At 46.9% G+C, this 15265-nt stretch carries 15 protein-coding genes; 2 read left to right on the plus strand and 13 right to left on the minus strand.

Annotated elements, in window-relative coordinates:
- Position 1: 1 nt before the first annotated feature.
- A complete protein-coding gene (gene icd, locus ASL14_RS03135; protein ID WP_134910418.1) occupies positions 2-1297 on the minus strand; it encodes an NADP-dependent isocitrate dehydrogenase in 1296 nt (431 codons plus the stop codon).
- Positions 1298-1448: 151 nt separating this feature from the next.
- Positions 1449-2561 carry a citrate synthase gene (gene citZ / locus ASL14_RS03140; protein WP_044648771.1) on the minus strand — a complete coding sequence of 371 codons (1113 nt, stop codon included), beginning with the start codon at positions 2559-2561 and terminating at the stop codon, positions 1449-1451.
- 345 nt (positions 2562-2906) lie between these two features.
- Here citZ and ytvI point away from each other — a divergent pair, with 345 nt between their 5' ends.
- Entirely contained in the window at positions 2907-4025 is a 1119-nt protein-coding gene (ytvI, locus tag ASL14_RS03145) for a sporulation integral membrane protein YtvI (RefSeq protein WP_134910419.1), read from the plus strand.
- Positions 4026-4057: 32 nt separating this feature from the next.
- Here ytvI and ASL14_RS03150 read toward each other — a convergent pair whose 3' ends face one another.
- From ASL14_RS03150 to ASL14_RS03180, 7 genes are all read right to left on the minus strand, one after another.
- Positions 4058-4456 (minus strand): FxsA family protein, encoded by a 399-nt coding sequence (locus ASL14_RS03150; protein WP_134910420.1) that lies wholly within the window; start codon positions 4454-4456, stop codon positions 4058-4060.
- Positions 4453-4971 carry an acyl-CoA thioesterase gene (locus tag ASL14_RS03155; RefSeq protein WP_134910421.1) on the minus strand — a complete coding sequence of 173 codons (519 nt, stop codon included), beginning with the start codon at positions 4969-4971 and terminating at the stop codon, positions 4453-4455. The genes ASL14_RS03150 and ASL14_RS03155 overlap by 4 nt, the downstream gene beginning before the upstream one ends.
- A gap of 138 nt (positions 4972-5109) precedes the next feature.
- Positions 5110-6318, minus strand: coding sequence for a pectate lyase (gene pelA, locus ASL14_RS03160; protein WP_134910422.1), 1209 nt, complete (start codon positions 6316-6318; stop codon positions 5110-5112).
- Between the two features lie 205 nt (positions 6319-6523).
- Positions 6524-7357: a phosphate ABC transporter ATP-binding protein PstB gene (gene pstB / locus ASL14_RS03165; protein ID WP_134910423.1), complete on the minus strand. Its 834-nt coding sequence runs from the start codon at positions 7355-7357 to the stop codon at positions 6524-6526.
- A 16-nt stretch (positions 7358-7373) separates the two neighbouring features.
- Entirely contained in the window at positions 7374-8270 is an 897-nt protein-coding gene (gene pstA, locus ASL14_RS03170) for a phosphate ABC transporter permease PstA (protein ID WP_014280701.1), read from the minus strand.
- The gene (gene pstC / locus ASL14_RS03175; protein ID WP_044648776.1) at positions 8270-9202 is read right to left on the minus strand and encodes a phosphate ABC transporter permease subunit PstC; all 933 of its coding nucleotides are present in this window, start codon (positions 9200-9202) and stop codon (positions 8270-8272) included. Before pstC ends, pstA begins: the two co-directional genes overlap by 1 nt.
- 110 nt (positions 9203-9312) lie before the next feature.
- Positions 9313-10236, minus strand: coding sequence for a phosphate ABC transporter substrate-binding protein (locus ASL14_RS03180; RefSeq protein ID WP_134910424.1), 924 nt, complete (start codon positions 10234-10236; stop codon positions 9313-9315).
- A gap of 207 nt (positions 10237-10443) precedes the next feature.
- Between ASL14_RS03180 and ASL14_RS03185 the strand changes: the two genes are divergently transcribed.
- Positions 10444-11343 (plus strand): LysR family transcriptional regulator, encoded by a 900-nt coding sequence (locus ASL14_RS03185; protein WP_134910425.1) that lies wholly within the window; start codon positions 10444-10446, stop codon positions 11341-11343.
- Between the two features lie 97 nt (positions 11344-11440).
- On the opposite strand, the gene pyk is transcribed toward ASL14_RS03185, so the two are convergent.
- From pyk to ASL14_RS03205, 4 genes are all read right to left on the minus strand, one after another.
- Complete coding sequence (pyk, locus tag ASL14_RS03190) at positions 11441-12877, minus strand: pyruvate kinase (protein WP_134910426.1); 1437 nt, start codon at positions 12875-12877, stop codon at positions 11441-11443.
- 123 nt (positions 12878-13000) lie between these two features.
- Entirely contained in the window at positions 13001-13984 is a 984-nt protein-coding gene (locus ASL14_RS03195; RefSeq protein ID WP_134910427.1) for an acetyl-CoA carboxylase carboxyltransferase subunit alpha, read from the minus strand.
- Positions 13985-14878, minus strand: a complete 894-nt coding sequence (gene accD, locus ASL14_RS03200) for an acetyl-CoA carboxylase, carboxyltransferase subunit beta (protein ID WP_134910428.1) — start codon at positions 14876-14878, stop codon at positions 13985-13987.
- A gap of 182 nt (positions 14879-15060) precedes the next feature.
- The gene (locus tag ASL14_RS03205; protein WP_013309585.1) at positions 15061-15249 is read right to left on the minus strand and encodes a hypothetical protein; all 189 of its coding nucleotides are present in this window, start codon (positions 15247-15249) and stop codon (positions 15061-15063) included.
- Between the last annotated feature and the right edge of the window lie 16 nt (positions 15250-15265).

Here is a 15265-nt window from a genome sequence, read left to right on the forward strand (position 1 = left end):
TCTACAGGTTACTAATAATGGTATCTGCGAACTCGGAGCATTTCACTTGTGTAGCGCCTTCCATCAGGCGAGCAAAGTCATACGTTACGATTTTCTTATTAATGGACGTTTCCAGTCCTTTGTAAATCAGGTTTGCCGCTTCGTGCCAGCCCAAATGCTCAAGCAGCATCACGCCGGACAAAATAACGGAACCAGGGTTTACGACATCTTTGTCAGCATATTTTGGCGCTGTGCCGTGTGTAGCTTCAAAGATAGCATGCCCAGTTACATAGTTAATGTTCGCACCTGGTGCGATACCAATTCCACCGACTTGAGCAGCCAGCGCATCGGACAGATAGTCTCCGTTCAGGTTCAGTGTAGCAATGACATCAAATTCGGAAGGACGAGTCAGCACTTGTTGAAGTGCAATGTCAGCGATCGCATCCTTGATGATGATTTTGCCTGCATCTTCTGCTGCTTTTTGAGCTGCATTTGCCGCATCTTCACCATCTTTTTCCTTGATTGCATCATATTGAGCCCAAGTAAATACTTTATCTGCAAATTCTTCCTCAGCCACTTCATAACCCCAGTTTTTGAAGGCACCTTCGGTAAATTTCATAATGTTGCCTTTGTGTACGAGCGTTACGCTCTTTCGTCCGTGGTCAACAGCATACTGAATGGCTGCACGTACCAGACGTTTTGAACCCTCGGAGGAAACCGGCTTGATCCCGATACCCGACGTTTCAGGGAAACGGATTTTGTTCACACCCAGCTCTTGTTGGAGGAACTGAATGACTTTTTTTACGTCCTCGGAGCCTTCAGCATACTCAATACCAGCATAGATATCCTCAGTATTCTCACGGAAAATAACCATGTCTACCAATTCAGGACGCTTCACCGGAGAAGGAACACCGTTAAAGTAACGAACAGGACGCAGACATACGTACAGATCCAGTTCTTGACGCAATGCTACGTTCAAAGAGCGAATGCCGCCGCCAATCGGTGTCGTAAGCGGCCCTTTGATGGCTACAATATACTCACGGATGGCTTCCAAGGTATCGTTAGGCAACCACTCGCCGTATGTATTGAAAGCTTTCTCACCAGCGAATACTTCATACCAGGCAATCTTTTTGGAACCGTTATATGCTTTATCTACAGCTGCGTCCAGTACGCGCTTGGATGCTTTCCAGATGTCGCGGCCTGTGCCGTCGCCTTCGATAAACGGAATAACCGGATAATTCGGAACCTGTAGTTGACCGTTATCAATCGTAATTTTTTCGCCTTCAGTTGGGAGCTCAAACTTTTCAAATTTCGCCATAAGTTCCTTTTCCTCCTCAGATATGAATGGGTACAGGGCGAAAGACGTGATCTTCATCATAGACAAAAACACGCATCTCTCGCCGTCCCTTCTATTGTACCTTATTTTTTTAATTCAGGGTATATAGCCTCAATATTCATACAACAAGTGATTAGCGTAATTCCGGAGACACATACTTTTGGTCAATCGGACCTGTGTATTCAGCGCGCGGACGGATCAGACGATTATTTTCGTACTGCTCCAAAATGTGCGCAGTCCACCCCGATACACGACTCACGGCAAAGATCGGTGTGAACAGGTCTCTTTTGATACCCAGTTGGGTATAAACAGAGGCAGAGTAAAAATCAACATTCGGCTTCAAGCCCTTTTGTCCTGTCACAATTTCCTCGATTCGAACCGAAATATCGAACAACGTCGTATCGCCGTTCATTTCGCCCAGTTCGCGGGACATTTTGTGCAAATGCTTGGCACGCGGATCACCGTTTTTATAGACACGATGTCCAAAGCCCATAATTTTTTCGCGGTTATCCAGTTTGGTCTGAATATACGAATCCACCTGATCCAAACCGCCGATTTCCTCCAGGGTTTTGGCAACAGCTTCGTTGGCTCCGCCATGCAGTGGTCCCTTCAAAGCTCCGATTGCCGACGTAATGCCGGAATAAATATCGGATAGTGTTGCTACCGTCACGCGTGCAGCAAAGGTCGATGCATTCAATTCATGATCGGCATGCAGCACAAGAGCCTGATTGAACGCTTTGATAGCCGTCTCTTCCGGGTCTTTGCCAGTAAGCTGATACAGAAAGTTTTCGGCGATAGAAACACCTTTCTTGGGCGCAATCGGCTCCAGCCCTTCGCGCACACGCGCTATGGCCGCCACAATTGTGGGCAATTGCGCCTGAAGCTTGACGGTTTTGATCACATTGGCCTCTCTCGACATATCATCCGCCTGTGGGTCATACAAGGCAAGAGACGATACGGCTGATCTCAGGGCAGCCATCGTGCTCAAATCTTTCGGGTACAGCTTTAATTGAGTAATAATTTCATCCGGAATGGCAGCATATTCGCTTAATTGGTCGCGAAGCTCCTGCAATTGGGCTTGATCAGGCAATTTTCCGAACCACAACAAATAAGCTACCTCTTCAAAAGCGGCGTTAACAGCCAAATCATCAATGTTATAACCCCGGTACGTGAGAACGCCATCTACGATAGAGCTTATGGAGGAAGTGGTCGCTACGATCCCTTCCAGACCTTTAGTCGCTGTCATCGTTACATCTCTCCTTTGTAAAAACATTGTGAACGGACTTGCAATGTAAACATTTTCAAAAGTAAGTTTTGCCTTTTAAATAAATAAGTAATGTTAACGCCATATGTCAATATTTAAACCTTCTTTCACTATACTGGATTTTGTCGTTTATGTGAACATTCAGGGCTATTCCGACACATTCAAATGTTTTATCGGGTTCATAAAGAAATTTTTGAAACCCCTTACAAAATTTATTATTCCATTTGCACTTTTTTACACAGGTCTTGTCTCACCCCCTTCTTGCATATGTATAGTAAAGCACTTATTTCATGGAATACAACTGTAAAAGAAAGGAGCCGTGAGAGCTTGAGCCGGTTGATCCTGAATCGCATATTTCGCGCTCTGTGGGTCGCAGTCGTGACTGTAGCTCTGTTGCTGGGCATATACGTGCTGTTCCCTCTCATCTATCCCTTCCTGTTCGCCTGGGTTGTGGCCTATGCCATGAATCCGCTGGTCCGCTTTCTGCGCAGCAAGGCCCGCATGCCACGTTGGATGGCTGTCACGGTCTCGTTATTTGTATATTTAGGCGGAATCGCCGTTGTCCTCTCTGCGGCCATAACGCGAATGGTTCGAGAGGTTATTAGACTCACTATGACCTTTGACGGGCATATTGAACATTTTAAAAGCCTGTTTATCGACTGGACTCAAAGCGATCTGATTCAAAATGTAATTAATGAAATTAACCATTTTATCCGCAATAACCCCGATTACTACCATACAATTAACAGCAATATTGATAAAACAACCCAGACGGTTAGCTCTGCTGTCACCACACTGGTTGCCCAATTTTTTAATGGTATTCTGAATTTGCTGACCTCTCTGCCTAACATGGGTGCGGTGCTGATGGTTATTGTATTAGCGGCATTTTTTATCAGTAAGGACTGGGACCAACATAGCCAAATGCTCTCGAATACGGTTCCTGATACGATTCGCAAGCCCATGTCGGGGATATGGCACGATCTGCGCAAGGCGTTGTTTGGTTATTTGCGTGCACAGTTTATTATCATCTCCATTACCGCGGTGACCGTCATTATTGGACTGTTCATTTTGCGTGTAGAATCCGCCTTCACCATCGGTTTGATGATCGGGCTGGTTGATTTGCTTCCTTATTTAGGGGTTGGCATTGTGATGATTCCGTGGATTTTATATGCATATATGTCGGGTAATTTGGCATTAGGGGTAGGATTATCGATCCTCTATATCATCCTGTTGGTGGGACGGCAAATTGTAGAACCTAAAGTACTGGCCAGCAGCGTGGGTTTGAACCCGCTTCCCACCCTTATTGGGATGTTCATCGGGCTCAAGCTGTTTGGTGTGCTGGGACTGATTATCGGGCCTGTGTCCCTCATTGTAGTCGATGCGCTGAATCGCGCCAACGTCATTCAGGACTTGCGCAATTATATTCTCGCCGGAAGAGTCCGTTAAAAAGATTGGAGCAGGAAAAACGGCAGCTTACGTCAAAACCGCCGAAACGTAATACTGCCATTTTTCATTTTTTTCTCCAGCCATTTCAATAAAAAGCGTCGATACAACGCACGGGTCAAAGGGAAAACCAGCGTAAAACCGATAATATCCGTTAAAAATCCGGGGATAAGCAGCAAGCTCCCGCCGAAAAAGACACATAATCCATCCAGTATTTTGCGTCCGGGCATTTGTCCCCGATTCATTTCATTTTTCGCATCAGCAATGACCTTGCGGCCTTCAAATTGCATCATGGCGGCTCCAATCAGGGTTGTCAGAATGATCAGCAGAATGGTTTTACCCGCTCCAATCCAGTGACTTACCCATATGAACCCGTACAACTCAGCCAGAGGGATAATCAACAGCAACAGCCATAGACGTTTACGCATCATCACGTTTTCTCTCCCTCCCCGCCTGACATCGCAGATCGTAGCGCGATGTACAGCTTAGGCAGCGCCTGATCCAGTCGGACGGGCTTCCATTCAGTGCTCACCCATACGTGGCGTGTCACGCCGGTTACGAGCAGCTCTCCCGGAAGTGTGTCTGCCTGTGTCCACACCTTTCCCACCTGGCTTTGATGCTCCTCGGCTGTTACACGCCGGACCTCATAAGTGTAGTTCAGACGTAGTCTGGAGAAGTCCGTAATCGCGGTATAAATGGTAATCAAATCATCATATCGGGCAGGACTCACATATTTCGCATTGATTTCGATAACGGGCAGCAGAACACCTTGTTCCTCCATGCTCCGATAGTTAAAGCCTGCCTGCCGGATCATTTCCGTACGCCCGATCTCAAACCAGTTCAGATAATTGGCATGGTACACGACCCCCATTTGGTCGCTTTCCTGATAACGGACACGCAGCGGCGCTCCATACCAGCGTAATTCCGTTTGTTTCTCCTCTTGTATCATACAAGCTCTCCTATCTGTGTGCATCTTTATCTCTATTTTTGCCCTCTCTCCATTAAACCATATTTACCGCCCCGGAACAAAAAGAGGGCCGAACCGTGATGGTTCCGCCCTCCCAAGCATTTTATAATGATGGCTTTATCATTTTGGCAACGGCTTGGACAATTTGTAATATCCGCTTTCCGAAGCCGCATTCAACAGACTTTTCGCTTGACTTCCTGCCCAAGCATAACCGAGTCGTCTCTCCTCACTGATTTTCATGATGTCAGTATACTTTTTGCCATCCCGGTCTGAAAAGAAGTACTTATTGTCTTCCACATTGTAGAAACGATACCACATTACGCTCGATGCGTCCTTTTGGAAAAATTCCGGACCTTGACGATTGTATTTGATACCGTCGATCCGATTAGTGTCAAACCATTTCAAGGCGCTCTGAGCTGCTTTTTTCACCTCAGCCGTTTGCGGTTGGGACATCAAGAAGGCAGTGATGCCTACCGATTCCGTGGTTGTTTTGGAAGCAAGCTCAAATGCCCGGGCTTCAACAGATGCATAAGTAACCGGATCATGCTGTGCACCCCAGATCGTCGGTGTACCATTATTTACAATTTGAGACTTAATTGTGTACTGGATGCCTTTGTTTAGCGCTTGCTGAAGTCTGGAGCGATATGTATTGTCCAGAATATCGCTATCAAACGGCTGCTTCTTGTTCGCAATATCATCCGCCAACACCATAACTCTAACCATTGCATCATCGTTGTAAGTTACGGCATCAGAATAATTACCACGTTTAGGGTATACTTGCGGCCAGCCACCGGAGGAATATTGAGAGGTTAGAACGAAGTCAACTGCTTTTTGTACACTGTCCTTAATGTCTTTATTTTTTGTTTTTTTGTATACATCCGCCAAAAAGCGAATTTCAGTTGTCGTAGCCTCATTATCAAATGTTCCCAGCTCTACGCCATCCTTGCTCTTCCAGGTGGAGCGTGCAGCTTTACCATCCCACTTGGATTTATAATTCTTTTCCATAGCTTTGAAGAATCCGCCATGCGGCAATTGCCACGATACGATATTCAAGGCCAGTTTGGTATCCTTAGATACATCGCCAGTGGAAAATTTACTAAAATCACGGTACTTATCCAGCAAACTGTCCGTACTGGCGCTGGCGAATGGTACGATAGAATTTTTGTAAATGGCCGTATCACCATATACTGCTTGGGTAACATTCACCCCCGCATCAGCTGAATCCTGTTCCGCTGCCGCCCACGAAGGGTTAATAAGCCCTGTTGTTACTGTAATCGCCATTCCTGAAAGGGCGATCCACTTGACAGATTCTTTAACATTAAACCTCATTCCAAACCTCTCCTTTAATATGATTATGGGTACCTCAAAACTATTGAACACATGTATTATATGAAAATATACCCAAATAATCAATATATTTTATTATATACAAATGAAAGAGTTTACTAAACTAATAAAAAACCCTCTTACTAATACTGGATTAGTAAGAGGGTTTTTCCTATTTCATATATAGTAAGCCGACGAACAGTCTCGCTTACCCAAACCGCCCCATAATGTACTCCTGGGTCAGCTCATTTTCAGGATTAGTGAAAATATCATTCGTTTTGCCATGCTCGACCAGACTCCCGATATAAAAATAAGCCGTATAATCGGAAATCCGTGCCGCCTGTTGCATATTGTGCGTCACGATGACGATGCGCAGCTCTTTTTTCAACTCGGTAATCAGCTCTTCCACCTTGCCTGTAGATACAGGGTCCAGCGCAGAGGCCGGCTCGTCAAGCAATAAAATTTTCGGTTGGACGGATAGCGCGCGCGCAATACAAAGCCGCTGCTGCTGTCCACCAGACAACGCCAGAGCGGAATCATGAAGACGGTCCTTAACCTCATCCCATAGTGCTGCTTTACGCAGACTGCTTTCGACGATTTCATCAAGCTGTTTCTTTTTACGAACACCCCGGTATTTGGGACCGAAAGCGATGTTATTATAAATGGATTTGTAAAACGGGTTAGGCCGCTGCCACACCATGCCAATTTGCTGACGCAGCTTGATCACATCTGTGCCCGGTGCGGTCAAATCCTGTCCGTCCATCCAGATGTGCCCTGTCGTAGAGGAAGAGGCAATCTCGTCGTTCATCCGGTTAAGAGAGCGCAAAAAGGTCGATTTACCGCAGCCGGAAGGCCCGATCAGGGCGGTCACTGTCTGCTCGGGAAAGGCCAGATTTACTTTTTTTACAGCCTCAAAGCTGCCGTAATAGATACTTAAATCCTCGGTACTGAAAGGTTGTGGAGCTTGCCCCGCAAGTTGTTCCGAGCGCGTAGATTGTATGGGCGTTGCAGGTGTTGCCGTTCGCGAAATGACTTGTTCCATGTTTCCCATCCCCTTTCTAATCCATCCGTTTGGCAGCTGTCAGGCGGCGGTAGACGACTCTTCCGAACCATCTTGCGATCAGGTTGAAGGCAAGTACGAGCAGCACCAATACCGCGGAAGCACCTGCGGCAATATCCTTGGAATCAGGAGCGATACCTTCACTGTTAACCTTCCAGATATGCACAGCCAGTGTCTCGGCAGGACGCATCGGATTAATGGGCGATCTGGCATGCAATGGATTCCAATCAGTGAAATCAAGCGGCGGCGTACTCATCCCAGCTGTAAACAGCAACGCTGCTGCTTCCCCAAAAATGCGGCCCGCGGCCAAAATCGTCCCTGTAATCAAGCTCGGCAGCGCAGCAGGCAGCAAAATGGAGGTAATGATTTTCCACTTGGACAACCCGAGCGCAAGCCCGGCTTCCTTTTGCTCCTTGGGCACAGCCCGGAAAGCCTGTTCTGTCGTCCGAACCATCAGCGGCAGGTTGAATACAGCCAAGGCCAAGGCTCCTGATAACAGGGAAAAACCAAAATTAAATGTATTTACGATAAGTAAAAGTCCGAACAAACCGATGACGATGGACGGAAACGAAGACAATACTTCGACGACAAGTCGTATGAAGTCCGTAATTTTCCCCGGCTTCGCATATTGCGCCATGTATATACCCGCACCCCAACCAATCGGAATGGTGATAATCAAGGTTAAAATAAGTAAAAATACAGAGTTGAACAATTGCGGGCCGATGCCTCCACCTGCGCGTAACGTCTGAGGAGCACTGGTCAAAAAGTCAAAGGAAATGTGACTGACTCCGCGTGCCAAAATGAATCCCAGCAGTCCCACCAGAAGTGCGACAATGAACAATGCGAAGAAACAGATTACAAATGTAGCGATTTTGTCGGTCGTTTTAGCTTTCATCAAATCCGGTTTCTCCTTTCAAGCAGCCTTACCAGCAGCACGAAGATGAATGTCATGAGCAGGAGAACAAGCGCCATGCTCCAGAGAGCATTGTTATGAACCGAGCCCATAGCTGTATTGCCCATGCTAAGTGTAATAACACTGGTCAAGGTCGAAGCGGATTCCAGCAAGGATTGCGGTATATGCGGAGCATTCCCGATCACCATCTGTACAGCCAGCGCTTCCCCGAAGGCACGAGCCATACCAAGAATAATTCCTGTTAACAGAGCAGGCAGCAGTGTCGGAATAATAACACGTGCAATTGTCTGCCAGCGGGTAGCGCCCAGGGCGTAAGAGGACTCGCGTAGGCCACCTGGCAAGGATGACAATGCATCCGCCATAATACTCGTAATCGTCGGCAAAATCATCACTGACAACACGAGACAGCCAGCGAGAATCCCGATGCCTTGTCCCCCGAACACGTCCCGCAGCAACGGAACAATTACGGTCAAGCCGACAAAGCCGTATACTACGGACGGAATACCGGATAACAATTCAATCGCAGGTTGAAGGATACGTTTACCGGATTTCGGTACGATTTCGGTCATAAATAAAGCCGCACACAAGCTGAGCGGGCTGGCGATCAAGGCCGCCAGAACGGTTACAGCAAAAGAGCCTGTAATAAACGGAAGTGCGCCGAAGGACTTAGGCTCACCATCCGGGCTCCATTTGGTTCCGAAGAAAAACTCTTGCAGACTGACTCCATTCACCACAAATGTAGCTACACCTTTGGAGGCGACAAAATATACAATGGAGACAATGACTGCAACCAAAAAAACGACACAAACCGACGTATAAATGCGGCCGGTCCATTCTTCCCAATAATGCCTTTCTTTCATACCTCGGGATCGTTTATTCTGTTCCATGTATGCCTTCCCTTCAATTGGTTCCATACTGTGACTCCTTTAACGGAAGAATAGAGGCTGGACGTTAGTCCGCCTCTTCTCCGTGAATATAACTTTGCATTTAGCTGCATTCATCCGAACAGGAGGTGTATATCTCCTTATTTCGTAATGTTACCGTCAGCATCGCGTTTAACTTGCATGCCTGATACCGGGATGTATCCCAGGTCTACGACATCGGATTTTTGGATTTCATCAGACAGAATGTAATCCAGGAATGCTTTTACATGCTCTTTTGGCTCACCTTTGGTGTACATATGCTCGTAAGCCCATACTGGATATTTACCTTGCTCTACATTTTCCACGTTAGCTTCAACACCATCGTATTTCAATGCTGTTACTGTGTTGTCGATGTAGGACAGGGCGAGGTAACCAATAGCACCCGGTGTTTCAGCAATCAGCTTTTTCACAGTACCGGAGGAATCTTCCTGAATGGAGCCTGGCAGATCTTCCGTTTTTTGTCCCAAAGCGTATTTTTCAAATGTCGCACGAGTACCGGAGCTGCTTGGACGGTTTACAATAACGATTTTTTGATCCACACCGCCAACTTGTTTCCAGTTGGTGATTTTACCTGTGAAAATTTGTACCAATTGATCTTTCTTCAGGTCTGTTACGCCAACCTTAGGGTTTGCTACTGCTGACATTGCTACAACAGCTACCTGGTGATCGACCAATTCATCTGCGCCGCTCTCCAGTTTTTCCTTTGCAAATACGTCGGAGTTACCGATATCCGCTTGTCCGCCGGAAACTTGAGTCAAGCCAGTACCGCTACCGCCGCCCTGCACTTGTACCGCAATTCCTTTATATTTATCTACAGCCATAAATTTTTGTCCCGCTTGCTCTACCAATGGTTGAAGTGCAGTGGAGCCAACAGCCAGAATGTTACCTGTCAGTTCAGCAGCCGCTTTATTGTCTGTTCCTGTAGCAGCGCCTCCTTGTGGTGCAGCATTGTTAGCTGATCCGCAAGCTGCAAGTGCAAATACCATGGTAAGAGTCATCAGAATGAACGGCCATTTTTTCAACATTTTTTATTGTCCTCCCCTTATTTAAGTGACGGTTTTTTATTTATGACCATCAACACTTTTACATTGTAGGCTTGGAATGTTAGACGAACGACTTGGTTTTGTAAAAAAAATATAAAATATTGATAGATAAATTGTTTTTCAGTATATAATTAATCTATAATTGATTTTTTATACATGAAGTCCATGTAAGGAGAGCTGTTCAAGTTCATGAATATTTTAAAATTGCGTATTTTGATGATGATCGACAAATTCCACAAGGCGACGGATGTGGCGGAGGCATTGCAAATTAAACAGCCTACCGTCAGCTTTCATATGAAAAGTCTGGAAAAGGAACTGGGGGTCTCCCTATTCGTCTCCCAGCAAGGAAGAATTATGCTTACCGAAACTGGAAAAAAGCTGCTGCCTTATGCCAAGCAAATGGTTGCTCTGGAGCAAGAAGCAAGACAAACAGTGAATGAACATACTGAGCAGTCGCAGGGACAATTGCACATCGGCGCCGAGTCCATCTCGGGCACGTATGTACTCCCTTCTATGATGGCTAAATTTGCTCAACAATATCCCGAATGCCAAATTCAGCTAGAAATTCAATCCCCGGATAAAGTCAGACAACTGCTAAAGCAGGGGGAGATTGATTTTGCTTTTTTGAATGACGGAGAGTATTCTTCCGAGCATACCGTGGTAGAGCCTGTAGCTTCGGATCGAATTGGAGTTATCAGGTCTATGTCAATGGAGTATACTTCCAAATCAATGGATGCTTTGGGGCCTGAAATGCTGGCCAAGGGTACATGGGTGAGATATAGCGGGCCATCTGTTGTAGATCCATATTCCTCGTTGATCAAGCCCCATCTGGAAATGAATTCATGGGAGGCGTTAAAGCAGGTGGTAAGCAACGGAGAAGCACTTGCCTTCTTCCCTGCCTGTGGTGTTCTTCGTAACGAAAGTAGTGACGTTCCGTCGGTAGAGTGGCTTCCTTGGCCTCATGCTGAGGGGCAGAATGAGCGTTACCACATAAATTTACTGTATCTACGCGATACTAACCTTAGCATGATCCAGCAGGCATTTCTGGATTTTACACGGATAGAAGGTCTGGAGGATCAGAGAAGCTAGAGAGCATAAAAAAAAGAGCATCCAAGTCATAAATGACTTGAATGCTCTCTCTGCCGCACCTAGAAGATGAAGCCTGTCTGTTTTTATTCCGAACAAGCTAAAGTTTCGCTTGTGCAGGAACACAGCTAATTTTAATCAGGTTTGTAGAACCAGAAGCACCGAGCGGTATACCTGCGGTAATAACAACCAAATCGCCCTCTTTAACGAGACCGGATTTGCGACCGCCTTCCAGTGCATTTTCGATCAGTTTGTCCGTCGTGTCCACGACAGGTTTGCCTTGTACTGCATGTACTCCCCAGATCAGAGCCAAGCGGCGAACTGTTCTTTCCTGCGTTGTCACAGCAATAATCGGAGCTTGTGGACGGTATTTGGAAATCATACGCGCCGTTGTTCCGCTTTGTGTGGACGTCAGGATGGCTTTGGCATGCAGGTCAAGCGCAGAAATAGAAACGGATTGGCTGATCGCTTCCGTAATACTAACTTCCTGAGCCGTTCTTTGTTTTTTGAACAAATCACGGTAGTTCAGAGCGGATTCTGCTTTCTCTGCAATACGGGACATCGTCAATACAGATTCTACCGGATATTTACCCGCAGCTGTTTCGCCGGACAGCATAATGGCATCTGTTCCGTCAAAAATGGCATTCGCTACGTCACTCGCTTCCGCACGAGTCGGACGCGGGTTACGTTGCATGGAATCCAGCATTTGTGTTGCGGTAATAACAGGCTTGCCCGCTACATTACACTTGGTAATCATCAATTTTTGCGCCAATGGCACTTCTTCAGCAGGAATTTCAACACCGAGGTCACCACGGGCAACCATCAGGCCATCCGAAGCTTCCAAAATTTCGTCCAAATTGTCGACACCTTGCTGATTTTCGATTTTGGAAATGATTTGAATGTGACTTGCATTATGCTTCGCCAGCAATTCACGAATTTCCAGTACATCACTCGCTTTACGAACAAAAGAAGCTGCGATGAAATCAACGTCCTGCTCAATACCGAAAGTGATGTCGTTAGCATCCTTTTCTGTAATGCCTGGCAAGGAAATGTTCACTCCGGGAACATTAACGCCTTTCTTGCTCTTGATCGTTCCGCCATTGACAATGCGGCATTTGATTTCACTACCTGATACTTCAATAACGGTGAGTCCGATCAGACCGTCGTCGATCAGAATGGTGGAGCCGGGCTCCACGTCCGAGGGAAGATCCTGGTACGTAACGGAAATACGATCTTTCGTACCGAGAATTTCTTCCGTTGTCAGCATAATATACTCGTCCTGAACAAGCTCAATAGGTTCAACTTCGAGCTTTCCTGTCCGGATTTCCGGCCCCTTCGTATCGAGCAAAATAGCAACGTTTTTGTTAAGCTCCTTACAAGCTTGGCGGATATTTTTGATCCGGTTGCCATGCTCCTCGAAATCACCGTGAGAGAAATTCAGGCGGGCTACGTTCATACCAGCCAAAATCAGTTTCTTCACATTTTCCAATGACTCACTGGAAGGACCGATGGTACATACAATCTTAGTTTTGCGCATTTGGGTTTTTCCTCCGTTTTCAAAGGTGCTACTTTATATCTTTTTCCAACAATTAAATCTACTACACTTTTTCCTATTTGTATAGGAAGTTCGTCATATTTATTGTTACCCGTTTCCAGCGTATTACAACATGGGACCTGGTTCCGAAGTTTTCAAAAAGGTATATTGGCCTATTTTTCGGAACTTTTGATACCGATCTTCCCTCAATTCGTCGCTGTTCATATTCAAAAGGTCGGCCAAATGACGTTCCAGCGACTCCTTGATAGCAGCAGCGGTTACTTCATAGTTACGATGCGCGCCCCCCTTCGGCTCCGGCACGATATCCTCGATGACCTCCATGCGCAGGAGGTCATTCGCCGTAATCTTCATGGCCTCGGCAGCCTGATCCGCCTTGGAAGCATCCTTCCACAGAATTGAGGCCGCTCCGTTTGGAGAAATGGCCGAGTAGATGGCATGCTCCAACATCAGCACACGGTTGCCGACGGCAAACGCAAGTGCACCGCCGCTTCCACCCTCGCCGATGACCACACAAATAACAGGCACCGAAAGCTTTGCCATCTCCCGCAAATTGCGGGCAATCGCTTCCGATTGACCTCTCTCCTCTGCTGTATTACCCGGATAAGCGCCCTTCGTATCAATAAATGTAATAATAGGGCGTTTGAATTTGTTAGCCTGCTGCATAAGACGCAAGCCTTTACGGAATCCCTCCGGGTGCGCGCTTCCGAAAAACCGCGCGATATTATCCTTCGTATCCTTGCCACGTTGCTGTCCAATGACGGTTACCGGAATACCATTCAGCTTGGCAATTCCACCCACGACCGCCAGATCGTCGCCATACAGGCGGTCGCCGTGCAATTCGATAAAGTCCGTAAACACCTGCTCGATCAGATCAAGCGATGTCGGTCGCTGATGATGACGGGCCACGTGCATTTTTTGCGATGCTGTAATGTTTGTGTATATTTCTTCCTCCGTCTGGAGATAACGTTCCTCCAGACGGTTAATTTCATCTGTAAAATCAATTTGCTTATCCTGACCGAATTGCTTGAGTTCTTCGATCTTTTGTCGCATCTCGACCAGGGGCTTTTCATAAGGCAATTCGCCAGCCATCTATTCCACCTCTTTCGCGCTGTGCAAATCGAGCAGTTGGCCAAGTGTATCGCGCAGTTCCTTGCGATGTACAACCATATCCAATTGTCCGTGCTGCAAATTAAATTCGGAGGTTTGAAAATCGTCCGGTAGCTTCTGTCTGATCGTCTGTTCGATCACGATACGTCCGGCAAAACCGAATACTGCCCCCGGCTCCGCAATGTTAATATCTCCAAGCGTAGCAAAACTGGCGGATACTCCACCTGTAGTCGGATCGGTGATAACGGAAATATAGAGCAATCCCTGCTCGTCCATGCGAGCGAGAGCCGCACTTGTTTTGGCCATCTGCATCAGGCTCAAAATACTTTCCTGCATACGCGCCCCACCAGATGTGGAGAAAATAATAAGCGGAAGACGCTTGTCTATCGCCTGCTCAATGGCGCGGGTAATTTTCTCCCCGACGACCGAACCCATGCTACCAGTGAAAAAGTCAAAGCTCATCACCGCAACAACAGTCGGATGCCCATGAATAAGCCCATCGCCCGTAATGACAGCCTCTCGCAAACCGGATTTCAGCGTCTGCTGCTCCAGCTTACTCGCATATCCCGGAAAATCCAGCGGATCAACCGAAATCATATCGGCATCATATTCTGTAAATGTATCTTCATCGAGCACCATACGGATACGATCCATCGCGTTAAGACGCATATGATATCCGCACACCGGGCACACTTTCAGATTTTTTTCCAACTCTTTACTGTATTGAATGCTCCCGCACTTGCCGCATTTGGTCATAAGACCTTCGGGAATTTCTCGTTTGGGACGATCCGGCATGTCCGCTTGATCGCCGCTCAGCGCCCGTTCCGAAGGGATGGTCGCGTATTTACGCTTCTTTTGGAATAAATCTTTAAACACAACTACACCTCTCCAGCCGTTTATTTGTCAGCCGTAACCGATACAAGGTCCTCTGCCGTCTGTGCGGCACCTCTAAGCATTATGTTTATACACACGTCAACGCCTGTTTTGCAAAACATTACCGCCAATCGTGCATCCTTCGTTCCATTCATGCTGCTGTATCACTATCCGCCGTTCCGGACTCAAGGGCGCAAAATCGAATTAAGCACTTCCTGTATTTCTTCAACTTCACCCGAAGGCACAAGTATCTCAAACTGCTGCTTGGACGCGCTGATGGCCCGGGCCTGCACCATAAAACCTTCTTCCGACAGTTTGAGCTTAATCATGTCAGCCAGTCTGGCCGTCGGTGCTATATAGATCACCGTCCACATGCCTTGTTTCTACCCC

It is taken from the genome of Paenibacillus sp. IHB B 3084 (assembly GCF_001447315.1).
Classification (GTDB): Bacteria; Bacillota; Bacilli; order Paenibacillales; family Paenibacillaceae; genus Paenibacillus.